This window comes from Veillonella atypica KON, assembly GCF_002959915.1.
Taxonomy (GTDB): Bacteria; Bacillota; Negativicutes; order Veillonellales; family Veillonellaceae; genus Veillonella; species Veillonella atypica.
On record NZ_PPDE01000003.1, the window covers coordinates 189,576 to 212,167 of the forward strand.

The 22,592-nt window shown below is 40.2% G+C and carries 24 protein-coding genes and 5 tRNA genes; 28 read left to right on the forward strand and 1 reads right to left on the reverse strand.

The features are described 5' to 3' along the window. The first annotated feature begins 412 nt into the window (after positions 1–412). From VAHSUH02_RS01810 to VAHSUH02_RS01825, 4 genes are all read left to right on the forward strand, one after another. Positions 413–1,255 (forward strand): fumarate hydratase, encoded by an 843-nt coding sequence (locus VAHSUH02_RS01810; protein ID WP_005377154.1) that lies wholly within the window; start codon positions 413–415, stop codon positions 1,253–1,255. A 19-nt stretch (positions 1,256–1,274) separates the two neighbouring features. Then, entirely contained in the window at positions 1,275–1,835 is a 561-nt protein-coding gene (locus VAHSUH02_RS01815) for a Fe-S-containing hydro-lyase (RefSeq protein WP_005377058.1), read from the forward strand. A gap of 189 nt (positions 1,836–2,024) precedes the next feature. Beyond that, the gene (locus tag VAHSUH02_RS01820; RefSeq protein ID WP_005377059.1) at positions 2,025–2,576 is read left to right on the forward strand and encodes a TIGR01440 family protein; all 552 of its coding nucleotides are present in this window, start codon (positions 2,025–2,027) and stop codon (positions 2,574–2,576) included. Positions 2,577–2,588: 12 nt separating this feature from the next. Beyond that, positions 2,589–4,181: an LPO_1073/Vpar_1526 family protein gene (locus VAHSUH02_RS01825; RefSeq protein ID WP_005379852.1), complete on the forward strand. Its 1,593-nt coding sequence runs from the start codon at positions 2,589–2,591 to the stop codon at positions 4,179–4,181. Between the two features lie 70 nt (positions 4,182–4,251). Here VAHSUH02_RS01825 and VAHSUH02_RS01830 read toward each other — a convergent pair whose 3' ends face one another. Continuing rightward, the gene (locus tag VAHSUH02_RS01830; RefSeq protein ID WP_005379849.1) at positions 4,252–4,977 is read right to left on the reverse strand and encodes a Crp/Fnr family transcriptional regulator; all 726 of its coding nucleotides are present in this window, start codon (positions 4,975–4,977) and stop codon (positions 4,252–4,254) included. 313 nt (positions 4,978–5,290) lie between these two features. On the opposite strand from VAHSUH02_RS01830, the gene hcp reads away from it, so the two are divergent. The 24 genes from hcp (at position 5,291) to rplL (ending at position 22,566) form a co-directional block, all read left to right on the forward strand. Further along, a complete protein-coding gene (hcp, locus tag VAHSUH02_RS01835) occupies positions 5,291–6,856 on the forward strand; it encodes a hydroxylamine reductase (protein WP_005377073.1) in 1,566 nt (521 codons plus the stop codon). A gap of 328 nt (positions 6,857–7,184) precedes the next feature. Continuing rightward, on the forward strand, positions 7,185–7,847 hold the full coding sequence (gene sdaAB, locus VAHSUH02_RS01840) for an L-serine ammonia-lyase, iron-sulfur-dependent subunit beta (RefSeq protein WP_005383948.1): 663 nt from the start codon (positions 7,185–7,187) through the stop codon (positions 7,845–7,847). A gap of 9 nt (positions 7,848–7,856) precedes the next feature. After that, positions 7,857–8,729 (forward strand): L-serine ammonia-lyase, iron-sulfur-dependent, subunit alpha, encoded by an 873-nt coding sequence (gene sdaAA / locus VAHSUH02_RS01845; protein WP_016476490.1) that lies wholly within the window; start codon positions 7,857–7,859, stop codon positions 8,727–8,729. Between the two features lie 124 nt (positions 8,730–8,853). Further along, positions 8,854–10,266, forward strand: coding sequence for a CCA tRNA nucleotidyltransferase (locus tag VAHSUH02_RS01850; RefSeq protein ID WP_005383938.1), 1,413 nt, complete (start codon positions 8,854–8,856; stop codon positions 10,264–10,266). A gap of 21 nt (positions 10,267–10,287) precedes the next feature. After that, complete coding sequence (locus tag VAHSUH02_RS01855) at positions 10,288–12,237, forward strand: penicillin-binding protein (RefSeq protein ID WP_005383931.1); 1,950 nt, start codon at positions 10,288–10,290, stop codon at positions 12,235–12,237. 135 nt (positions 12,238–12,372) lie between these two features. Further along, the gene (locus VAHSUH02_RS01860; protein ID WP_038148936.1) at positions 12,373–13,215 is read left to right on the forward strand and encodes a bifunctional 5,10-methylenetetrahydrofolate dehydrogenase/5,10-methenyltetrahydrofolate cyclohydrolase; all 843 of its coding nucleotides are present in this window, start codon (positions 12,373–12,375) and stop codon (positions 13,213–13,215) included. Beyond that, the gene (locus VAHSUH02_RS01865) at positions 13,193–13,534 is read left to right on the forward strand and encodes a hydrogenase maturation nickel metallochaperone HypA/HybF (RefSeq protein ID WP_038148934.1); all 342 of its coding nucleotides are present in this window, start codon (positions 13,193–13,195) and stop codon (positions 13,532–13,534) included. The genes VAHSUH02_RS01860 and VAHSUH02_RS01865 overlap by 23 nt, the downstream gene beginning before the upstream one ends. 7 nt (positions 13,535–13,541) lie before the next feature. Further along, on the forward strand, positions 13,542–14,192 hold the full coding sequence (hypB, locus tag VAHSUH02_RS01870; RefSeq protein ID WP_005377062.1) for a hydrogenase nickel incorporation protein HypB: 651 nt from the start codon (positions 13,542–13,544) through the stop codon (positions 14,190–14,192). Next, positions 14,192–15,529 (forward strand): hypothetical protein, encoded by a 1,338-nt coding sequence (locus VAHSUH02_RS01875; RefSeq protein WP_005383922.1) that lies wholly within the window; start codon positions 14,192–14,194, stop codon positions 15,527–15,529. The genes hypB and VAHSUH02_RS01875 overlap by 1 nt, the downstream gene beginning before the upstream one ends. A gap of 26 nt (positions 15,530–15,555) precedes the next feature. Next, positions 15,556–16,020: a BREX-3 system P-loop-containing protein BrxF gene (gene brxF / locus VAHSUH02_RS01880; protein ID WP_005377114.1), complete on the forward strand. Its 465-nt coding sequence runs from the start codon at positions 15,556–15,558 to the stop codon at positions 16,018–16,020. A 76-nt stretch (positions 16,021–16,096) separates the two neighbouring features. Continuing rightward, positions 16,097–16,894, forward strand: coding sequence for an undecaprenyl-diphosphate phosphatase (locus VAHSUH02_RS01885; protein ID WP_105112034.1), 798 nt, complete (start codon positions 16,097–16,099; stop codon positions 16,892–16,894). 197 nt (positions 16,895–17,091) lie between these two features. Beyond that, positions 17,092–17,167 (forward strand) — tRNA-Thr (locus tag VAHSUH02_RS01890). A 10-nt stretch (positions 17,168–17,177) separates the two neighbouring features. Continuing rightward, positions 17,178–17,262, forward strand: a tRNA-Tyr gene (locus VAHSUH02_RS01895). A gap of 5 nt (positions 17,263–17,267) precedes the next feature. Further along, positions 17,268–17,343: transfer RNA gene (locus VAHSUH02_RS01900), tRNA-Met, on the forward strand. Between the two features lie 30 nt (positions 17,344–17,373). Further along, positions 17,374–17,449: transfer RNA gene (locus VAHSUH02_RS01905), tRNA-Thr, on the forward strand. Between the two features lie 5 nt (positions 17,450–17,454). Next, positions 17,455–17,531: transfer RNA gene (locus VAHSUH02_RS01910), tRNA-Met, on the forward strand. A 220-nt stretch (positions 17,532–17,751) separates the two neighbouring features. Beyond that, a complete protein-coding gene (gene tuf / locus VAHSUH02_RS01915) occupies positions 17,752–18,939 on the forward strand; it encodes an elongation factor Tu (protein ID WP_005377009.1) in 1,188 nt (395 codons plus the stop codon). Between the two features lie 235 nt (positions 18,940–19,174). After that, positions 19,175–19,324 (forward strand): 50S ribosomal protein L33, encoded by a 150-nt coding sequence (gene rpmG, locus VAHSUH02_RS01920; RefSeq protein WP_004693530.1) that lies wholly within the window; start codon positions 19,175–19,177, stop codon positions 19,322–19,324. Positions 19,325–19,365: 41 nt separating this feature from the next. Continuing rightward, positions 19,366–19,587 (forward strand): preprotein translocase subunit SecE, encoded by a 222-nt coding sequence (secE, locus tag VAHSUH02_RS01925; protein ID WP_005377007.1) that lies wholly within the window; start codon positions 19,366–19,368, stop codon positions 19,585–19,587. Positions 19,588–19,598: 11 nt separating this feature from the next. Further along, entirely contained in the window at positions 19,599–20,135 is a 537-nt protein-coding gene (nusG, locus tag VAHSUH02_RS01930; RefSeq protein WP_005377143.1) for a transcription termination/antitermination protein NusG, read from the forward strand. Between the two features lie 99 nt (positions 20,136–20,234). Next, positions 20,235–20,660 carry a 50S ribosomal protein L11 gene (gene rplK / locus VAHSUH02_RS01935; protein ID WP_004693535.1) on the forward strand — a complete coding sequence of 142 codons (426 nt, stop codon included), beginning with the start codon at positions 20,235–20,237 and terminating at the stop codon, positions 20,658–20,660. A 75-nt stretch (positions 20,661–20,735) separates the two neighbouring features. After that, entirely contained in the window at positions 20,736–21,446 is a 711-nt protein-coding gene (rplA, locus tag VAHSUH02_RS01940) for a 50S ribosomal protein L1 (RefSeq protein ID WP_005377180.1), read from the forward strand. Between the two features lie 174 nt (positions 21,447–21,620). After that, positions 21,621–22,127: a 50S ribosomal protein L10 gene (gene rplJ, locus VAHSUH02_RS01945; protein WP_005382951.1), complete on the forward strand. Its 507-nt coding sequence runs from the start codon at positions 21,621–21,623 to the stop codon at positions 22,125–22,127. 70 nt (positions 22,128–22,197) lie between these two features. After that, complete coding sequence (gene rplL / locus VAHSUH02_RS01950) at positions 22,198–22,566, forward strand: 50S ribosomal protein L7/L12 (RefSeq protein ID WP_005377172.1); 369 nt, start codon at positions 22,198–22,200, stop codon at positions 22,564–22,566. Positions 22,567–22,592 lie beyond the last annotated feature (26 nt).

Consider the following 22,592-nt stretch of genomic DNA (forward strand, 5'->3'; position numbering starts at 1 on the left):
TATTGAAGATAATCGTTATACATACTCATAATTAAAATCTTTTTATATAAAAATGATAGATAATCTCATTAAAGAAAGCAATATATTTTATGGTTAGAACACATATTGATTGGAAACGAACCATATACAATAATATAATGTGATATTTATTACAGTTATATAGCCTTTTATTAGAGTTAAGCTACTATTTTTAATATTATCAAAGTGCATAAAAAAGGTATAATTAATCATTGAAAATAATTATCAAATCGATAAATTTCATTGAGAAAACTGTATAGGTAAAGCGTTGAAAGGCCTTCGGTAGTGTGCTAGTATGGAGTCATAGAGTTAATCTTAGCTTAACACTTTGAGAATAAATGTATCTCATTGTATTAGAGTTAATATCTAATTATTTTCCTGAGGAGGGATTATCTTGCGCGAGATTCAAGTATCTGAAATCACAAAAACAGTCCGTCAAATGTGTATGGACGCAGCTTACCACTTGCCAAAAGACATCTATGAAGGCTTGAAAAAAGGCCGTGAAACAGAAGAGTCTCCAGTTGGTTGCATCGTTCTCGATCAAATCATCAAAAATGCAGAAATTGCTGATGCTGAAGATCGTCCATACTGCCAAGATACTGGTATGACTATGGTATTCTTAAAAGTTGGTCAAGATGTTCATTTCGTTGGTGGTGATCTTACAGAAGCTATCAATGCTGGTGTTGCAGCTGGTTATGTTGAAGGTTATCTTCGTAAATCCGTTGTAGCTGAACCATTGTTCAATCGTAAAAATACACAAAATAACACACCTGCAATCATCTATACTGAAATCGTTCCTGGCGATAAAGTAGATATTCAAGTAGAATTAAAAGGTTTCGGTTCTGAAAATAAATCCGATGTAGCTATGCTCGTACCTGCTGATGGTGTGGAAGGCGTTAAAAATGCAGTCCTTGAAATCGTAAAACATGCAGGTCCTAACCCATGCCCTCCAATTGTACTCGGCATTGGTATTGGCGGTACTATGGACCAAGCAGCTGTTATGTCCAAAAAAGCGTTGCTTCGTGACATTAGCGTACCTCATAAAGATGCAGACTATGCAAAATTAGAAGAAGAAATCATGGAAATGGTTAACAAAACTGGTATTGGACCACAATTGGGTGGCACTACAACTTGTATCGGTGTAAACATCGAATGGGGTGCAACTCACATCGCAGGTCTTCCTGTTGCAGTTACTATCATGTGCCATGCTGCTCGTCATGCTCACGTAGTACTTTAATCGATAGGAGGTAAAAACAATGGCTGAATCAATTCGCATTAATACTGAAGAATATAATGAAGAGTTTTCCCGCAAATTAAAAGTTGGTGATAGCGTTCTTATCACTGGTAAAATTTACTCCGCTCGTGACGCTGCTCATAAAGTTATGACTGAAGCTTTAGCGCGTGGTGAAAAATTACCAATCGACTGGACAAATAAATTCGTTTATTATCTTGGACCAACACCTGCAAAACCTGGTGATCCAATTGGTTCCGCTGGTCCTACAACTTCCGGTCGTATGGATGCTTACACACCAACAATGCTTGACCAAGGTATCAAAGGCATGATTGGTAAAGGTTCCCGTAAACCAGAAGTAGTTGAATCCATGAAGAAAAATGGTTGCACATACTTCGCAGCAGTTGGTGGCGCTGCAGCATTGATTGCAAAATCCATCAAAAAATACGAAGTACTTGCTTATGGTGAACTTGGTCCAGAAGCTTTGGCTGAATTGACAGTTGAAGATTTCCCTTGCATCGTAGTTGGCGATACTGAAGGTAACAACTTCTACGAACAAGGCCAAAAACCTTACAGAAAAATCTAATATCACCACTGAGTGATTGGAAGAGGCTTGCTTTAGCGAGCCTCTTTTTTGTATTTCAAACTAGTAACATATACAATAGATTAATTTATCATAATAATTTCACGCATATGTCCTATAGTTTGGTCTATAAAAGACATATAATTTATGATAATATATTTATAGATTTGAATATTAAAAAGGGGCGATATCATGCATTCTATTGAAACAATTAGACAAGAAGTACATACTGCTATGGAAGAACTCTTAACAGTAGCAAAGGTACACGAAGGACAGCTATTTGTAGTGGGATGTTCTACAAGTGAGATTTGTGGTAAAAAGATTGGCACTGATTCTCATGAGGATGTAGCAGCTGTTGTATTTGATGAGATTTATAAAGCCGTTAGCGAACGAGGTTTATATCTTGCTGTACAATGTTGTGAACATTTAAATAGAGCCCTTGTAATGGAACGTGAGGCTATGACTTGGGAAGAGGAATGTAATGTTGTTCCTCAATTGCATGCTGGTGGCGCTATGGCTATGACTGCGTATAACCGCTTTAAGGATCCTGTAATTGTTGAATTTATACAAGCAGATGCGGGAATCGATATAGGAGATACTTTCATTGGTATGCATATGAAACATGTAACGGTTCCTGTACGATTAAGCTTAAAAGAAATTGGGGAAGCTCATGTGACAGCTTGTCGTGTTCGCCCTAAGAGTATCGGCGGTATCCGTGCGGTATATAATGACGCATTATTATAAGAGGAGAATGTAATGTCAACGTTTATCCCATATGTCGTATTGGCCGTTGTCGTACTTGGTTTCTTTGGAGTATGCTATGCGGTATTTAATAAAAGTGAAAGTAACAGTGACGCGCATTCTGTAATATCAAAGCCTCCAAAAACATCACGTCCAGGGCGTTTGTATGAACAAGAGAAGGTTCATATAACACCTCGGGAAACACATGATGGTGTTGATGTATACGAGGCTCATGTTGATGAACGAACATCTATTAGTAAGGATGCTATTCAATTACATAATCCTGTAGAACAACATGATTTTGAGAATTCTGTTACCGCAGAACCTATTGTTACAGAACCCGTTGTTGCAGAACCTATTGATGCAGTGACTGATACAGAAAAAACGATGGAAATTCCTGCTGTTGAATCTTCTACAGAGGATACTATTGCATTAGGCGAGTCTCCTGATGTAATGGACGAAACACGATGCTTTGATGCTGATGCAACGCAGATGTTTGGCAGTGAAAATAGTGAAGTTGTAAATCCACAAGGTCCCTCTGCATTAGAAGAAACACGCATGTTTAATGCCGATGAAATTAATGAACATTTATCCAACAAAGAAGAGGATGAGCCAGAACCAATTGGTCCATGGGCACAGGCTGCACAAGAGGATAAACGCGTAGCCCTTGCAATTGAACCATTTGCTCATGCTTTCGGTGTCGTTCATGGTGATGCTATGCAATTCGTTGCAGATATTACGCGGGATGCATTAGCCGTTTTAGGCATTACGAAATTAAGCGAAGTCAAATTACTATTGCAAAATATCGTAATTCAAGAAGCATTATTGGCTATGCAAAAAGCCTATGCAGGATCTCCAACGACTTGGATGAAAACAGCTGCGCTAGAAGCCTTTTCCGATGTGGTTCAATCGCCTAAGTCGAGTACACCGTACTTGGTAGCTTTTGATGCATTGCGCGTTTTGCCCCATCTTACATTAGGACACTTTCAAGTGATGGCGTTAACATTATTATTACAATACTCTCGTAATTCTAATAACTATGGACGTATTCATTTCCAACATTATGTGGAAAAATATATCGAACCATTTATTTCGGATTTGCCTCATGACTCATCGTTTTATCGTCAGCTAGATTATTTACGTTGTACTCAGCAAGAACGTGAGTCCGTAACATTGACGCAATTATTGAGTAATTCCTATCCGTTTGTATTTAACTATCGTGGCTTTACAAAGGAAGAGTTATTCCGTGCTACTGATGGCCGCGGCGTAGATCCACGATTTGTGGTGCGCAGCCTAAACTCTAATCTTTATAAATTGGCTGTCGTCGATGAATCCTTGGCACAACGCTTCTTTAGAGAGGCTCGTATCTCTGATCCAATGGTGCAACGTGATCTCATAGCTTTGATGAAGAGTAAACCTACTGCATTTAGAGGGGAAGAGGCTCGTCAAATCATGGACGATATTAGTCCGGTTCTTTCTGATTTGGCTCGCGTCTATGATGAAAGTCCTATGTGTTCTATTTCTCTTACATTACTTGGTCTCTATTTAGGTCGAGCTCATGTGAAAGCAACCATTGGGGAAGAATTTGATTTATCTCATTGGTTCTAATTCTATACATATATACAATAAACCGCCTAAGGCTATGCCTAGGCGGTTTTGTGTTGCGTACACGCTGTATTTAATTGTTAAATCCAAATTCTACAATTTGTTGAGGGTCTAATAATGTCACATGGCGGCCATTGATTTCAATGATACCCTCGTCGCGCAATCTTCCAAGTTCACGGCTTAACGCAGTACGTGAAACGTTGAGGGCTTCCGCCATTTGTTCGCGATTATGAGGTAACACCAGTTTTTCACTGTGTTGCATCGTGTATATATCTGTAAGATATGCGTAAATTTTTTCACGCATGCCCTTTAATGTTAAATAATGAACTTTTTTGGTAAGAAGCAATGCTTTTTCCGATAAATCCTCTAATAGATTAGAAAGGATTTTGGTTTGGCATTGATGGCAATCCGGTAATGTTTCGATAAATGTTTCGAGTGGTATAAACATAATTTTTGTTGGCTTTAATGCTTTTATGGTGGCTGGCCAAAGTGGATGCTTACTAAATAGCAAGGCTTCCCCAAAAATAGAGGATGCCTCTAAATTGGCCATGATAACTCGTTGGCCTAGCACATTTTCACGCGTAAGAAGAGCACTGCCTTCCAAGATAACGCCAATTCCTTCCATAGGATCTCCTGAAATAGCGATAAAGTCGTTCTTTTTATAATTCTTTATAATTACTTTTGCATTATGTAAGTAGCTCGTTAATTCTGGTATACCCAATGTATTGAATAGAGGACAAGCTGTTAAGATTGGTAAGTATTGTTTGATAATGTCATCGGATAGAACTTGTTTAATCATGTGTGCCTCCTAATATAGTATATAGCTATTTTAGCCCGAATTATACATCGTATAGTGTGATGCTTTTTATAGGTAATTTGTAATGAGTATTGTAAAATAATTATATATGCTCTTGTGAGCAGCCTGTTCCAAAAGAAGAGTCAGGAAATTTTTGAAAAAGTTTTTTTATTGTTGCTCAAGCTACAGAAATTGTATCACCTTTACGTTATACTTTCAATGTAATCAATCAGATACCTGATAATTCATCAGTGTAATGTATAGGTTTTATATTATCTAGCTTGAATGCGAGAAAGTCTCGCAAAGGAGGATTTAAATGAGCATGTTCTGTTATCAATGCGAACAATCTGCAGCACCAGGCGGCTGTACTGTACAAGGTGTATGTGGTAAAACTGCACCAGTTGCTAATTTACAAGACGAATTAACTGCTGCTTTAGTTGGTTTAGCACGCGCTTTAGACGTAAAAGGCCAAACTAAAGAAGGCGTTGACTATTTAATGCGCGGTTTGTTCATGTGTGTAACAAACGTAAACTTCTCTGAAGACCGCGTTCAAGAATTCATCGACGAAGTAAACGCTTATCATGCAAAAATCGATAGCGCAGCTCAAAACTTCGATTGGGAACAATTGTGGAAAGGTGAAGAAGATATCGTATCCCTTCGTTCCACATTATTGTTAGGTATGCGTGGTATGGCTGCGTATGCATGGCATGCTGCACGCCTTGGTTTCCATGATCCTGAAGTTGATGCTTGGTTCATCAAAGGTATGGTAGAATTTGCTAAAGACCACAGTGCTGAAGAATGGTTGAACTTGTTGATGGAATTCGGTCAAATCAACTTGAAATGCATGGCTATTCTTGATAAAGCTAATACTGAAACATATGGTACTCCAGTACCAACTACAGTACCTTTGACTGTAGAACCAGGTCCTTTCATCGTTGTAACTGGTCATGACCTTCACGACTTGAATCAATTGTTGGAACAAACTGATGGTAAAGGTGTAAACATCTATACTCATGGTGAAATGTTACCTTGCCACGCTTACCCTGAATTGAAAAAACATCCTCAATTGAAAGGTAACTTCGGTACTGCATGGCAAAATCAACAAAAAGAATTCGTTGACGTTCCTGGCGCATTCTTGTTCACTACAAACTGCATTATGCCACCAAAAGAAAACTACAGAGCTAATATCTTCACTACAGATATGGTAGGTTTCGACGGCTGTGCACACGTAGAAGAAAAAGCTGATGGCACTAAAGACTTCTCCGCTGTTATTGAACGCGCTATCGAATTGGGCGGTTACAAAGAAGCTCAAGAATTCACTGGCATCAACGGTGGTCACGAAGTAACTACTGGTTTCGGTCACGGTACAGTATTGGGTATTGCTGATAAAGTAATCGACGCTGTAAAAGCTGGCGCAATCAAACACTTCTTCTTAGTTGGTGGTTGTGACGGTGCTAAAGTAGGCCGTAACTACTACACAGAATTCGTAAAACAAACTCCAGATGATACTGTAGTATTGACATTGGCTTGCGGTAAATTCCGCTTCAACGACCTTAACATCGGTGAAATCGGTGGTATCCCTCGTATCCTTGATATGGGTCAATGTAACGATGCTTACTCCGCTATTCAAGTAGCAGTAGCTTTGGCTGGTGCATTTGAATGTGACGTAAACGACTTGCCATTAACATTGGTATTGTCCTGGTACGAACAAAAAGCAGTATGTATCTTGTTAACATTGTTGGCATTGGGTATCCGCAACATCTACATCGGACCTTCCTTGCCTAAATTCTTCTCCAGCAATGTATTGAACATTTTGGTAGAAAAATTCCAATTACATCCAATTACAACTCCAGAAGCTGATATGAAAGCTATCTTGGGCTAATCGGATTAAAAACTGATAACAGCGGCCTTAATCCCCTCTCTCTTATATGATTCGGGCTGTTGCTATATAAATTAGGCTATGCCATCTTCGGATGGTATAGCCTTTTTTGTCGTCAAAATAAATACGACATATGGGGTTGTACTATGGGGATTTGCTATTATTTTCTTGGCTGAGTTATATTAATAGTTAATTAATGGAATAGAGGTATGTTTGTCATAAGTGGACAAATATACCTCTATTGTGCATATAGACAAGCCTCGATATTGATTGCTATACTATAGATAAGAATTAGATTATATCTTTATTTATATATGCATAGAGGCTCATTATGAACAGTATTTTTGATATTATCGGCCCTGTTATGATTGGCCCATCTAGTTCGCATACCGCTGGTGCAGCACGGCTTGGCAAGATGGCTCGTTGTATATTTGGGAATACGCCGAAGAAGGTTGAAATGACCTTGTATGGGTCGTTTGCAAAAACATATAAGGGGCATGGTACAGATCGTGCCTTATTAGGTGGTTTATTAGGCTTTAAAGAGGATGATAAACGCATCCGCAATGCAAAGGAACTCGCTGATGAAGCAGGTTTAGACTATACTTTCATCGAATCACCACTCGATATAGGCCATCCGAATGTAGTTAAGTTTGATTTATACGGCGACCATAATCGTCATATGGCCGTTGTAGGTCGTTCGATTGGTGGTGGTCAAATCATGATTACCGAGGTTGATGGCAATGATATGTCCATTACGGGCGATGAATTTACCCTTGTTGTATTCCATGAGGATAGACCTGGTGCAATTTCTCTAATTAGTCAGGCCTTGAGTGAATCGGATATCAACATTGCGTCCATGCGCGTGTTTAGAAAGGGTAAATACAAGGACGCGGTTATGGTAATTACTACAGATTCCGTTGTAAACCCTATTACAGTACAATTTATGCGTGAATGCCCAGGCATCCAAGATGTGATGACCTTTGAGGCCCTATAGGAGGATATGATGAGTTATGAATATGAAACGATAGCTGATATTATCCGCCTTAGCGAAGAGAATAACATATCTTTTGGTGATGTGGTAATGCGCAGTGAGCTAGAACAGTATGATCGTAGTGAAAAGGAAATCGTTAAAGAAATTAAGCATCGATTAAGTATTTTTGAGGCCTCCATTCACGATGGTATGCGTCATTTACAGCGGACTCAATCCAATATGTCTGGTGGAGATGCGGCTCGTTTAATGGAACGGAAACCATTATTCATGAGTGAAACTGCTTATAAGGCGATGTCTTATGCTATTGCGGTCAACGAAGCTAATGCGAAAATGTTCAGAATTGTGGCTTGCCCAACGGCGGGTTCTTGTGGCGTTATGCCTGGCGCCATTCAAGCCGTGGCTGAGCAATACAAACTAGATAGAGATGTCTTGGTGAAAGGATTCCTTGCCGCATCAGGCGTAGGGAATGTGGTTGCTAATCGCGCTTGTGTAGCCGGTGCGGTCGGTGGCTGTCAAGCTGAGATTGGTACAGCTGCATGTATGGCGGCAGCTGCCATTGTAGAAATGATGGGCGGTACTGCTCGTCAGGTCGGGCATGCCGTGTCATTGTGTATGAAAAATTTACTAGGTCTTGCGTGTGATCCTGTGGCAGGTCTTGTTGAGGTGCCCTGTGTGAAACGGAATGGCGTGTATGCCGTTCATGCCATTACAGCGGCTGAACTTGCTTTAGCTGGTATTGAAAGCCAAATTCCTACCGATGAGGTAATTGAGGCTATGAATAATATTGGCCGCGCTATGCCTGCAGCTCTTCGCGAAACAAGTGATGGTGGCTTAGCCGTCACTCAAACAGGTCTTGCCATAGCGGAGAAAGTTTGTTCACTATAATTACATATATACAAAAGGTTCACTATTATGAGCATAATCTGCAATGTGCTTATAGTATGTGAGCCTTTTTTCATAACCCTATTTGTAGTACAATAAAAAGATAAATAGAAGGGAGGGTAGATGTATGGAACAAGCTATACGTTTGCTGACAATTTTAGAAGAAGCGGGCTTTGAGGCTTTCATTATTGGCGGCGCTGTGCGAGATATGCTCATGCATGTAAAGCCACACGATTTTGATATCGTTACATCTGCCCGACCTGAACAGGTCATCTCTGTTTTAGGTGATGCGAATATTGAAACCACAGGCATCATAGGTAAGTCCTTCGGTGTGGTAGTGGCCATTGTAGATGGAAAACATTATGAAGTGGCTACGTATCGTAAGGAACGATATGGAGCAGATAGCCATCGCCCTGAAGAAGTCATCTATGCAGATACGCTCGAAGAAGATGTAAAACGTCGCGATTTTACCGTTAATGGTATGGCAATCAATCGCTATAAAGAGGTTATCGACCTAGTCGGTGGACGCCGAGATATTAAGCATAAGGTTTTGCGTACCATCGGGAATCCAACAGAACGGTTCCAAGAGGATGCACTGCGATTATTTAGAGCTTGCCGATTCGTTGCAAAACTCGATTTTCTTCCTGATAAGGCCTTATTAGCGGCTATGCCTAAAGCGTTTCATCGTGTATCGGGGCTTTCACTAGAACGAGTGCGCAATGAATTAGACCGGTTATTATTGGAACCAGCAGTTGCAAAAGGGCTAGATGTACTCGTCCAATCGCGCTTGGCAGAATGTTCGTGCCGCGTCGTTGAAAATGGGGCAATTAAAGAGGTTCCTATATTGCCAGAGCTATATCATTTGGTGGGATTGCCTCAAGAAAAGGCGTTTCACGAATTTGATGGATGGTATCATACATTGGCTGTCGTTTCAGAAACGGAACCTGATTTAACCCTTCGTTGGGGCGCCCTATTACATGATGTGGCAAAGGGAATGCCTACCATTAGGCAAGTTATCAATGGACGCTACACCGACCGAGGCCATGATAATCTAGGCGCAGAGATGGCCTATGACCTATTGATTCGTCTCGGCTATAATAAGAAATTTGCTAGTCGCGTTTCGTGGATTGTTAAAAATCACATGCGCTTTCATTTCTTCGTGCAAAATGAAGAGGCAGATGAGAAAAAATGGATGCGCAAGGAAATTCGAAGTGGCGAGTTTAGAGATAGTCAAAGTATGCGGGAAGCATGGTTGCAATTGGCGAAGGTTTGTGCGGCCGATGTCCTTGGTTGTGGTAAGCCATATTCCGTTACTGATGGTACATTGGCGTTCGGGGAATGCATGGCTGATTTAAGCCTAGAAATGCCTGTACATACTAAAGATTTGAACTATGACAACCGCGTTCTAGAAGCCTGTGGCGATAATGTGGCGAAAGGGTTACAATATTTGATGCAACAGGTGCAAAATGGTGTCGTTAACAATACACCGGATGATTTATATGAAGCGCTTATCCATAAGTTGCAGAGGTCATCGAAGTAATATATTGAGTGGGAGACCATAATGAATATTTCAGGGAATGATAATAAGCGAATTGAATATACGGTACGCGTATTACTGTGTATTGCTGTCGTATTAGTGGGGCGCTTATTCTTTTTACAAATAATAGATAAGTCTGATTTGCAGGCGAAGAACTTGAGCCAAGTGCAAGTGGATAGAAAATTACAATCTCCGCGCGGTACGATTTATGACCGCAATGGAAGACCATTGGCTATGAGTGTGGTTACAAAATCCCTATATGCGGATCCTAAGATGATTAAGCAATCGCCTAGTGAAGTTGCTGAACTTATAGCGCCATATGTGACGATGTCAAAAGAGGACATTGTGAAATCATTACAAGAGGATACTGCGTTCGTATGGATTGACCGTATGATGGAACCAGAAAAGTCGAAAGCGGTAGCCCAATTGATTGAGGATAAAAATTTAGAAGGTCTTAATTTTGTAGAAGAGTCTAAACGATATTATCCTAATGGTAATTTGGCCGCACAAGTGCTCGGCTTTGTCGGTACCGATGATAAAGGCCTTGATGGTCTTGAAATGGTGCTAGATGATGAATTGAAGGGCGGTATCCAAAAGGAACTAGTTGCAACAGATAGAAAGGGGAATGCCATCTTTGGCTCCGTACTATCTAAATATTTACCTGATAAGGGTAAGAGTGTGACACTAACGATTGATGCAAGTATTCAATTTATAGCAGAACGTGCTCTCGATAAAGCCATGGAAGATACAGGCGCTAAACATGCTAGCGTTATTGTTATGGATCCTAAAACGGGTGAAATCTTGGCGATGGCGAACCGCCCAACCTATGACCCAAATCATTATAGTCAAGGTTCAGAGGAAGATTTTAAGAATATTGCAGTAACAAATTTGTATGAACCAGGTTCTACATTTAAGCCGATTATTGCATCTGCTGCATTGGCATCAGGTAAATGGAAACTAGACCAAGTGTATAACGACAAAGGTTCCTTTGTGGCCAATGGACATGTTATGCAAAACTGGAATGGTGAAGGCTATGGTCCTGTTCGATTGATCGATATTTTGAAGTTCTCCATCAATACAGGTATGGCAGAAATTGGTACCACTACAGGCGCGGATATATTATCTAAATATGTTCGTAACTATAGATTTGGTTCTAAAACAGGTATTGAATTGCCTGGTGAAGGTGATGGTATCTTATATAATCCTGATGATATGAGTAAGCTTGATGTAGCAACCATGTCCATCGGTCAAGGTATTGCGGTAACACCATTGCAAATGGTCCGTGCTTTTGGCGCTATAGCTAATGGTGGTAGCATGATGAAACCACATATTGTTAAATCTTACAGCAATATAAAAGGCGAGGTAACTAGTACTACTGACCCTGAAGTTGTGGGGCAACCAATACCAGAAGAAACGGCTAAAACGATTGCGGATATTCTTGAAAAAGAAGTATCTGAAGGTGGCGGTACTAAAGCGATGGTTGAAGGCTATCACTTTGGAGGCAAAACAGGGACTGCTGAAAAGTTAGACACCAAAAATGGCGGCTATTTAGCAGGACGTTATATCGCATCCTTTATAGGCTTTGGTCCGGTAGAAGATCCTAAATTTGTTGTTCTTGTTGCCATCGATGATCCTAAAAAAGGTTCTATCTATGGTGGTCAAATTGCGGCCCCAGTATTTAAGAATATCGTGTCTCAATTAGTGCGGTATTACCAAATGTCACCTTCCGTTAAGGATGGCGCTACTGTAGCGGCTGTACCAGCGGCCAAACTTCCAGCAGTAAAACCTAATGGTGATGGCAATGTAGTATTGCCAGACTTTAGAGGCTATACATTTGGAGAGGTACGTGATTGGTTGCATACTGCGGGTTTATACTTTAAACCAGATGGTACTGGTAAGGCGATTTCACAGGAACAATTACCGGGAACCGTAGTATCTCCTGGTACACCTATTGTGGTTCAATTTAGTCATTAGTCGCAGGATAGGTAACTGCAACTATAGACAAAACGTTATATAATAGAATAAGAGAAAACTAAAGGTGCCTCTATAGGCACCTTTTTACATGAATTTATATGAAGTTTATCCTTGAGATAATGAATGGAGATATACATGATAGAATTACGTGGTAAAGCGGTGGCTGATGCACATAAAGCGATTTTACAAGAGAAGATGATTGGTCTAGAGTCCGGTACAATTACAATGGCTGTATTGCTCGTTGGTGATGATCATGGCGCTAACATGTACGCGGACTTCATGGAGAAAACGGCCAAAAATTTTGGCTATGGTTTCGTGCGTAAGCAACTACCAAGTACAGCTACGCATCAAGAGGTATACGATGCATTGATGGCTTTGAATAATGATGATGCGGTGCATGGCATATTGCCACTCATGCCGATGCCAAAACAAATTGATACAGAGCAATTAATCGATGCATTGAATCCTAAGAAGGACATCGATGGTCTTACTACCTATAACATCGGTCTTGTTACAGCTGGTAAAGGTGGTTTTGCACCTTGTACTGCGAAGGCATGCCTAGCAATCTTGGATCATTATGGTATTCCTTTAGAAGGTAAACATGTGGTCGTTGTTGGTCGTAGTCAAGTGATTGGCAAACCGGTAGCGTTGATGGTGCTTGAACGTCATGCTACGGTTTCTATTTGCCATTCTCGTACAGCTGACTTAGCACACCATGTACAACAAGCTGATATCGTGATTGCTGCTGCGGGCCGAGCACATATGATTACGGCCGACATGGTGAAAGCTAGCGCTGTTGTTATCGATGTAGGCATTAATGAATTAGACGGAAAAACAGTAGGGGATGTTGATTATGATGCGGTGAGCACGGTAGCTTCGGCTATCACACCTGTACCAGGTGGTGTGGGCTCTGTTACGACTACGATGATGTTAGAAGCTGTTTATGAGGCGTACCATGCACGAAATGTCAATCGCTGAGGGTATATTAGATATTGTCTTAGAGACCATGAAAAACAATGATGCGTCTATCGTTCATTCTGTGCAACTCGATTTGGGGTTGATGAGTGGTGTAGAACCTGATGCACTTTTATTCTGCTGGGATGCCGTTACAAAGAATACTCCGGCAGAGCATTCAAAAATCGATATTCATACGATTCCTATTAAAGGGCAATGCTTAGATTGTGATACGATATTTGATGTACAAGATTACAAATTCATCTGTCCTCATTGTGAAAGCCATTTTGTAAATACTATAGGTGGTCGCGAATTACAAGTGACATCTATTGATATAGATTGAGGTATATATGCAAGTAGAAGTAAAAACAAATGTGTTGGCGAAAAATGATGCCATTGCATCATCGTTACAACAAGTATTTAAAGAAAAAAATATATTTGTCTTTAATCTAATGGGCTCTCCAGGGGCCGGAAAGACCTCTTTGCTAGAAGCAACACTTCAAGATTTAGTTAAAGACTATAAATTAGCTGTTATCGAAGGTGATTTATTTACATCTAAGGATGCAGAACGTATTCATGCCCTAGGTGTGCCTGTTATACAAATTAATACCGTTGGGGGTTGCCATTTAGATGCTAATATGATTCAAGATGCTATAACTGATTTAGATCTTGATGAACTCGATATGATTATTATCGAGAACGTAGGTAATCTAGTATGCCCTGCTGAGTTCGATATTGGTGAGGCGATGAAGGTTACCGTTTTATCTGTTACAGAAGGTGAAGATAAGCCTTTGAAATATCCTCTTATTTTTAAGGAATCAAAAGCTATATTGCTCAATAAGATTGACTTATTGCCATATGTGCCATTCGATAAAGATAAAGCCATTAAAGATATTCGTAATTTAAATCCTCAAGGCTATATATTTGAAATTAGCTGTACTGCTAAGGATGGATTGGCGCCTTGGTTAACATGGATTAGAGAACAAATGGAGAAACGTTAATGAAACATATGTTATCTCGTACTGCATTGACGATGGCAGTGTTAAGTGCTTTAGGAACCGCATCGGTGGGGGCTGTTGATGCAGGACCAACAATACCGGAAGTAAAAAATACAGTGGCTGTTGTGAAAGCTCCTGCTGCTGATGAATCTTCGAAAACAGGTTGGTTAGCAGAACAGTTGGCTGTCACTGCTTTTGGTGACTCCTTACAGTATTGGCAAGCTGCTAGTGAAAATGATGGTGTTATGCCACAAGATTCAAAAAATAATCTAGCAGATATCGGACGTTCTTATACGTCTAATAATTTACCAGCGCTTGGTGATGAGGATGACTATAGTCTGGCTCAAAAGCCCGAGTCTGAAGATGGTACAAGTATTGGACCGGTTTATCGCGTTGGTGATGTGTATGTACCTAGTCCATCTGCTCAAAAGACGGTGAAGGGTGTATTCACAACGTATCATGAAAAAGATATAGATATAACTGTGTATACAGGCCCAGATAAATCGCGTTTAGTAGATAATCAGTTGCGTGGACAAGGTGCGACCTATTTATTCCCTGTTGGTACTATTACTAATCTTCATACTATTGATAAAGGATTGGTTACAATTCGTGATATCGGAGTAGGCAGTTCTCGTATGGAAATGATTTTCTCCTATGGTAGCCCTAATGCGATGTGGCGGAATCAGACTGATGAGTCATATATCTTCTTATATGAAGGTCATTCCGAAAATTCATGGTCAGAAAAAAAGGAATTTTCTTCTTCCGTAGCGAATACAAATAATAATAGCCAATTACCAGAAACTATTCAAAATGGAAAATTCTATGTGGCTTTCACCATTAAAAATAATACGGTAGAGGCTGTTGATATTTTGGATGGTCAAGTATGGTCTCGATTTGGATTGCCTAAGGCGCCTATGTATTCCTTCCATGCCGGTCAGTTGACTGAGGATGACTTTGTACTACGCGGATTGCATTTGAATCAGCATTTTGTAAATGATGCAAATGGTGAATGGCGTACACAGGGAATGCTGTTTGGGTCTACGTTCATAGGCTATAATGAATATGGTGTTAGTGTTGACGATAATTCGCTTATTAATCGCGTTTTATTAAATGTCTACACACCAACACGTCGTGGTATCGCTATGGGTGATACTAAATATTTATTGCTCTTTGTATATGGTATGCCGACACGTATTGCTGAATCTACAACTAGTACGGGAACGGCTACGGTATATGAATATAAAAATCCAAGGTTGAATAATTCCTATTTGCAGTTCGCCTTAGATGATAAAAATCAATATATCAAATCAGTGATGTTGTCTGACAGACCTGTTAAATAGGTCATCTTATGTGAGGAGGCAAGGATATGGTTACTGTACAAGATGTGAAAGAACGGTGGGAACAAATTCAAAATAATGATGAACGCATATTGTTTATCGTTGGTGGCCCAGGTTCTGGTAAAAGTTTATTGATTCGTGAATTATCAGAACAAAAAGGGTGGAAGTATCTAGAAGCCAAACAACTTATTGAAGAAGAGTTTTTGTTAGTACCTCGTGATGAAAGACCACAACTTGCAGAAGAAGTAATTCGTCGTGCATTAAGTCGCAGTGATACAGAAGTTGTTCTTATCGATGGTATTAATGTATTGTTTGCACCGATATTAAATTTAAATCCTCTTGAACTATTAAAGACTATTAGTAAAACATATCCGATTGTTGTAGGTTGGCGTGGTCATCTCGAAGGTGATCAATTGTACTTAGAACACAATAATGATCCAAAACATGCGGTAGTGACAATCACTAAACCTGAGCGTGTTATGGTTATTGATTAATTAGCGTTACATTAATTAATGAGGGCATTATATATTGCCATGCGTTGTGACCACATTTTGAAAGAAGGTGAATGACATGGAACAATATGTAATAGCCCTCATTTTAGGTGTTATAGAAGGTATAACAGAATGTATTCCTGTATCGAGTACAGGTCATATGATTATTATTGGGCATATGCTCAATTTTGAAGGCACACATGCTGATGTATTTGAAGTGTTTATTCAGATAGGTGCCATCCTTGCTATTTATACACATTATAGACGTACATTTAACGGCTTTTTGAAACGGAAAAATTGGATAAAAACACGCGGCGTATCTTTGCTACATATTAGTGCGGGCATGTTACCCGTATTAATGGCTGGATATCTATTGCAATACATTATAAAAGAGTATTTATTTGGACCAATTCCCGTTATAGTAGGCCTTATTATAGGTGCTATATTTATGATTTATGCGGAAAAAAGAACAGTATCTGGGCGATTGGTGGATTCTGTAAATAATTTGACTATATATCAATGCTTTCAAATTGGTCTATATCAAATGCTTTGTCTATGGCCTGGATTTCCGCGCTCTGGCGCAACCATTGCAGGGGGGATGCTTATCGGCTGTACACGGAGGGCCGCAGCTGATTTTTCGTTTATCATGGCTGTGCCTGTTATGATTATCGTGTGTGTGTATGATTTAGTGCGTGTCATACATGCATTGGGATTAAATGATATCATTATGTTTATCATTGGCACCGTCGTATCATATATAGTGGGATATATAACGGTAAAAGGCTTTTTGTGGTATCTAAATAGATCCTCGTTGGCGTCGTTTGGATATTATCGAATTATAGTTGCTATTCTAGCAATAATCTATTTATATATGTGAGTTTAGATGTGAGTTCCTATGAGGCAAAAATGAAGTTGGAAAAATTCTAAAAAAATACTTGCGTCAGAAAAACTTTCATGATATATTGATATAGCACTAAGGGTGACTGCGAAGAACGAACAAAACTTTCAAAAAAGTTTTGAAAAGTTCTTGACACTTAGTGTGGCAGATGATACAATACATCTTGTCGTAATGATGCTGGCGTAGCTCAATAGGTAGAGCAGCTGACTTGTAATCAGCAGGTTGTGGGTTCAATTCCTATCGCCAGCTCCATTTTATTTATGGAGGGATTCCCGAGCGGCCAAAGGGAGCAGACTGTAAATCTGCCGTCTTCGACTTCGAAGGTTCGAATCCTTCTCCCTCCACCATTTATAGCGGGGTGGAGCAGTTGGTAGCTCGTCGGGCTCATAACCCGAAGGTCGCAGGTTCAAGTCCTGTCCCCGCAACCATAATTTCACAGTGAAGTGAACGTTCATTGTGCTGGTGTAGCTCAGTCGGCAGAGCGTATCCTTGGTAAGGATAAGGTCACCGGTTCAATCCCGGTCACTAGCTCCATACATGGCGGCATAGCTCAGTTGGCTAGAGCAATCGGTTCATACCCGGTGTGTCCGCGGTTCAAATCCGTGTGCCGCCACCATTAAACCTCACATTGGTGGGGATTTTTTTGTATCTACTATAAAAATATAATTATAACTAATTACATCCCTCGAAATAGGATGTAATTTTTTGTTTATTGACATTTGTGTATTATGGTATAATAATCTGTAGGAATGTATATTCCGTTGATTAAATTAGGTTATTATATTATAGTAATACTATAAAAGTATTTTGTTTTTGTGAAGGAGGATATAATCCTAATGGCAAAAGAAAAATTTGAACGTACGAAACCGCATGTTAACATTGGTACTATCGGTCACGTTGACCATGGTAAAACTACTTTGACTGCTGCAATCACTAAAGTATTGGCTGAAAAAGGCCAAGCTGATTTCCAAGATTACAGCATGATCGATAAAGCTCCAGAAGAACGTGAACGTGGTATCACAATCAACACTGCACACGTTGAATACGAAACTGAAAACCGTCACTATGCACACGTTGACTGCCCAGGCCATGCTGACTATGTTAAAAACATGATCACTGGTGCGGCTCAAATGGACGGCGCTATCTTGGTATGTTCCGCAGCTGACGGCCCTATGCCTCAAACTCGCGAACACATCTTGTTGGCTCGCCAAGTTGGTGTTCCTGCAATCGTAGTATTCTTGAACAAAGCTGACATGGTTGACGACGAAGAATTGATCGAATTAGTAGAAATGGAAGTTCGTGAACTTCTTTCCTCCTACGAATTCCCTGGCGACGAAGTACCTATCATTGTAGGTTCCGCTTTGAAAGCTTTGGAAGGCGACGCTCAATATGTAGCTAAAATCGACGAATTGATGGCAGCTGTAGATTCCTACATCCCAACACCAGTTCGTGATACTGACAAACCTTTCTTGATGCCTGTGGAAGACGTATTCACAATCACTGGTCGTGGTACAGTAGCAACTGGCCGTGTTGAACGTGGTCAAGTAAATGTAGGCGACACAGTAGAAGTTGTAGGCTTGAAAGAAAAAGCTGAACAATACGTTGTAACTGGTCTTGAAATGTTCCGCAAAACTTTGGACTCTGCAGTAGCAGGCGACAACGTTGGTGCATTGCTTCGTGGTGTTGACCGTAAAGACATCGAACGTGGTCAAGTATTGGCTAAACCAGGTTCCATCAACCCACACACAAAATTCAAAGCAGAAGTATACGTATTGACTAAAGAAGAAGGTGGCCGTCATACTCCATTCTTCTCCAACTACCGTCCACAATTCTACTTCCGTACAACAGACGTAACAGGTGTTGTAAACCTTCCTGAAGGTGTAGAAATGTGTATGCCTGGCGATAACGTAACAATGAATATCGAATTGATTACTCCAATCGCTATCGAAGAAGGTCTTCGTTTCGCGATCCGCGAAGGTGGACATACAGTAGGCGCTGGCGTTGTAACTGAAATCGAAGGTTAATTAGTAGCCTTTGTAATAAATAGGACTCCGTAAGGGGTCCTATTTTTGTGTAAAGTTCTAGACAAGGAACGCCATTTTTTGTTATACTATTTCTGTCAGGTACATGTGCCTGGCTTTTTTGAGTTGCTCAAAATCTTGACATTGCTAGACACATATGATACTATTCATTAGTATGTAGTCGAGCGTTTTCGAGTACAAGAGACTTATTAGTAAATATAAAGCGAGGTGTGTCCGGATGCGTAATGCCATTACTTTAGCTTGCACAGATTGCAAACAACGTAATTACCAAACGAACAAGAATAAGAAAAACAATCCTGATCGTATTGAAATGATGAAATATTGCAAATTCTGCGGTAAACATACATTACACCGTGAAACGAAATAATTCTTATCATTCATTACCTGTTGATTTGAGGATGTGAACAAATGGCAAAGTCTAACTCAGCAGTACAACAACGTGGCGGATTTGGTAAATTCTTCCGCGGCGTAAAGGCTGAACTGAAAAAAGTAGTCTGGCCAACAAGAAAAGAGCTCATTAATTACACAATTGTAGTATTTTTGGTAACTATATTTATCGCTTTACTCATTTATGTATTTGATGCGATTTTTGCTCAACTTATTAATATGTTGTTGCGGATTGTTGGATAGGGGGCCATTACATGGAAGCAGATAAGAAGTGGTATGTAATTCATACCTATTCAGGCTACGAAAATAAAGTTAAAACCACTTTAGAACTTAAGGTTCAATCTATGGGCTTACAAGATGTTATTAGTCGAATTCTAGTACCTCTTGAAGATGAAATAGATGAAAAAGATGGGGTTAAAAAAGTAGTAAAACGTAAAATATTTCCTGGGTACGTATTGGTTGAAATGGAAGTTAACGACCGTTCTTGGTATGTTGTGCGCAACACACCAGGTGTAACAGGTTTCGTTGGCTCTGCCACTAAACCAGTTCCACTTTCTGATTCCGAAGTAGAACATATACTTAAGTCTCAGGGCTTGGATAAGAAACCAACAATCAACGTCGATGTAGAGGTTGGTGAAACGGTACGCATTACATCCGGTGCCTTTGAAGATAGACTAGGTGTTATTACCGAAATTAACCCTGAAAAAGGAACATTGAAACTTAATGTAGAAATGTTCAATCGAGATACAGAGGTAGAGGTAGAGTTTTCTCAAGTTGAAAAAGCTCTTTAATATATAAATATAACTCTAAAAGAGCAATCGATTTTGGTTGCAGTGGGAGGATATTTATCCGTTACCACCACAGTAGAATCATAGGAGGTTTAATTACCCATGGCTAAGAAATTAGTTAAACAAGTAAAACTACAAATTGAAGCCGCTAAAGCTACTCCAGCACCACCAGTTGGTCCTGCATTAGGTCAAGCAGGCGTTAACATCGTTGCTTTCACAAAAGAATTCAACGAACGTACTGCTAAACAAGCTGGCTTGATTATTCCAGTAGTTATTAACGTATATGAAGATCGTAGCTTCGACTTCATCACTAAGACACCACCAGCTGCAGTATTGTTGAAAAAAGCTGCAGGTATCCCAAAAGGTTCTGGTGTACCTAATCGTGATAAAGTAGCTAAAGTAGGTCGCGATAAAGTTCGTGAAATTGCTGAATTGAAAATGCCTGACTTGAATGCTAATACCGTAGAACAAGGTATGCGCATGGTAGAAGGTACTGCTCGCAGCATGGGCATTGAAATCGTTGACTAATAAGCGTACGACTTGCGCATAAGCGCAAATCGGTGGGAGGGAATTCCCGTTTGACCACATAAGGAGGATATTATAATGGCAAAAGTAGGTAAGAAATACGCTGAAGCAGTAAAACTTATTGAAGCTGGTAAGTTCTATGAACCAGTTGAAGCAATTGAGTTAGTTAAGAAAACTGCAACTGCAAATTTCGATGAAACAGTTGAAATCGCTTTCAACTTGAATGTCGACCCTAAATACGCTGATCAACAAGTTCGTGGTGCAGTAGTATTGCCTCATGGTACTGGCAAAACTAAACGCGTTCTTGTGTTCGCTAAAGGCGACAACATTAAAGCAGCTGAAGAAGCTGGCGCAGATTTCGTAGGTTCTGAAGAGTTAGTAGCTAAAATCCAAGGTGGTTGGAGCGACTTCGACGTAGTAGTTGCTACACCAGACATGATGGGTCAAGTTGGCCGTCTTGGTAAAATCTTGGGTCCTAAAGGCTTGATGCCAAACCCTAAAGTTGGTACTGTAACTCCAGACGTTGCTCGTGCAGTAAACGAAATTAAAGCTGGTAAAATCGAATACCGTACTGATAAAGCAGGTATCATTTCTTGCTCCATCGGTAAAGCTTCTTTCGATGATGAAAAATTACTTGACAATTACCGTACAATCGTTGATACTATTATCAAGGCTAAACCTGTAGCAGCTAAAGGTCAATACATTAAATCTGTAACCTTGTCCGCTACAATGGGCCCTGGTGTGCCTTTGAACGTGTTCAAATTGAGCAACGTAACCAAAGAGCAATAATCACATATGTCTCTTAGCTGTAGACGGCTGGTATGTATAATGGATGTAAATCCGCCCGCTGAGGCTGACACTAGAACAACCTAGGACTAGTTACGACCTCATCGCGTGCGATGAGGTCGTTTTTACGCTAAGATAGTACATAGAGCACCACAAAATCTATAAGGAGGTAATCTAATGGCTGTCACTGAATCAAAAAAAGCAATTGTTGCTCAAATGAAAGAAACTCTTTCTGAAGCAAAAGGTGCTGTATTGATTGGTTACTCTGGTTTGACTGTTGCGCAAGCAACTGATCTTCGTCGCAAAATGTTGGCTGAAGGTGTTGAATACAAAGTAATCAAAAATACTTTGACTCGCATTGCTGCAAACGAATTGAATCTTGAAGGTTTCTCTGAGCATTTAGAAGGTCCAACTGCATTGGCTACTTCTAAAGAAGATGCTGTTGCACCTGCTCGTGTAATCGAACAATTCATCAAAGCTACAGAACAAGAAGTTGTTACTGTAAAAGCTGGTATCGTTGAAGGCGAAGTTATGGACGCTGCAGGCGTTAAAGCAATCGCAAGCCTTCCAAACCGCGAAGGTATGCTTTCCATGTTGCTTTCCGTATTGCAAGCACCTGTTCGCAATGTTGCATACGCTGTCAAAGCTGTTGCAGACGCTCAACCAGCAGAAGCTGCAGAATAATAATTTCTGCGAATTATTCATTGGTCGCTTAAGACCGATACAATAAACTATTTTATGGAGGAAAACTAAAATGGCATTGAACATTGAAAACATCGTTGCTGAATTAAAAGAAGCAACTATTCTTGAACTTAATGATCTTGTAAAAGCAATCGAAGAAGAATTTGGCGTAACTGCAGCAGCTCCTGTAGCTGTAGCAGCTGCTGGTGGTGCTGACGGCGGCGCTGCTAAAGATTCCTTCGACGTAATCTTGAAAGAAGCTGGCGCATCCAAAATCAACGTAATCAAAGTTGTTCGTGAAGCAACTGGTCTTGGCTTGAAAGAAGCTAAAGCTATCGTTGACGGCGCTCCTGCACCTGTAAAAGAAGGCGTAGCTACTGAAGCAGCTGAAGCTTTGAAAGCTCAATTGGAAGAAGCTGGCGCAACTGTAGAATTGAAATAATTCTAGCCATATTAAAAGGCGTACCT

Coding starts and splice junctions, on each gene's coding strand:
- VAHSUH02_RS01860 (WP_038148936.1), top strand. CDS start 12,373: ATGATAGAATTACGTGGTAAAGCGGTGGCTGATGCACATAAAGCGATT.
- rpmG (WP_004693530.1), top strand. CDS start 19,175: ATGCGTAATGCCATTACTTTAGCTTGCACAGATTGCAAACAACGTAAT.
- hypB (WP_005377062.1), top strand. CDS start 13,542: ATGCAAGTAGAAGTAAAAACAAATGTGTTGGCGAAAAATGATGCCATT.
- tuf (WP_005377009.1), top strand. CDS start 17,752: ATGGCAAAAGAAAAATTTGAACGTACGAAACCGCATGTTAACATTGGT.
- VAHSUH02_RS01850 (WP_005383938.1), top strand. CDS start 8,854: ATGGAACAAGCTATACGTTTGCTGACAATTTTAGAAGAAGCGGGCTTT.
- secE (WP_005377007.1), top strand. CDS start 19,366: ATGGCAAAGTCTAACTCAGCAGTACAACAACGTGGCGGATTTGGTAAA.
- VAHSUH02_RS01875 (WP_005383922.1), top strand. CDS start 14,192: ATGAAACATATGTTATCTCGTACTGCATTGACGATGGCAGTGTTAAGT.
- sdaAA (WP_016476490.1), top strand. CDS start 7,857: ATGAGTTATGAATATGAAACGATAGCTGATATTATCCGCCTTAGCGAA.
- nusG (WP_005377143.1), top strand. CDS start 19,599: ATGGAAGCAGATAAGAAGTGGTATGTAATTCATACCTATTCAGGCTAC.
- brxF (WP_005377114.1), top strand. CDS start 15,556: ATGGTTACTGTACAAGATGTGAAAGAACGGTGGGAACAAATTCAAAAT.
- VAHSUH02_RS01825 (WP_005379852.1), top strand. CDS start 2,589: ATGTCAACGTTTATCCCATATGTCGTATTGGCCGTTGTCGTACTTGGT.
- VAHSUH02_RS01820 (WP_005377059.1), top strand. CDS start 2,025: ATGCATTCTATTGAAACAATTAGACAAGAAGTACATACTGCTATGGAA.
- rplL (WP_005377172.1), top strand. CDS start 22,198: ATGGCATTGAACATTGAAAACATCGTTGCTGAATTAAAAGAAGCAACT.
- VAHSUH02_RS01885 (WP_105112034.1), top strand. CDS start 16,097: ATGGAACAATATGTAATAGCCCTCATTTTAGGTGTTATAGAAGGTATA.
- rplA (WP_005377180.1), top strand. CDS start 20,736: ATGGCAAAAGTAGGTAAGAAATACGCTGAAGCAGTAAAACTTATTGAA.
- rplK (WP_004693535.1), top strand. CDS start 20,235: ATGGCTAAGAAATTAGTTAAACAAGTAAAACTACAAATTGAAGCCGCT.
- VAHSUH02_RS01830 (WP_005379849.1), bottom strand. CDS start 4,977: ATGATTAAACAAGTTCTATCCGATGACATTATCAAACAATACTTACCA.
- rplJ (WP_005382951.1), top strand. CDS start 21,621: ATGGCTGTCACTGAATCAAAAAAAGCAATTGTTGCTCAAATGAAAGAA.
- VAHSUH02_RS01815 (WP_005377058.1), top strand. CDS start 1,275: ATGGCTGAATCAATTCGCATTAATACTGAAGAATATAATGAAGAGTTT.
- sdaAB (WP_005383948.1), top strand. CDS start 7,185: ATGAACAGTATTTTTGATATTATCGGCCCTGTTATGATTGGCCCATCT.
- VAHSUH02_RS01865 (WP_038148934.1), top strand. CDS start 13,193: ATGCACGAAATGTCAATCGCTGAGGGTATATTAGATATTGTCTTAGAG.
- hcp (WP_005377073.1), top strand. CDS start 5,291: ATGAGCATGTTCTGTTATCAATGCGAACAATCTGCAGCACCAGGCGGC.
- VAHSUH02_RS01855 (WP_005383931.1), top strand. CDS start 10,288: ATGAATATTTCAGGGAATGATAATAAGCGAATTGAATATACGGTACGC.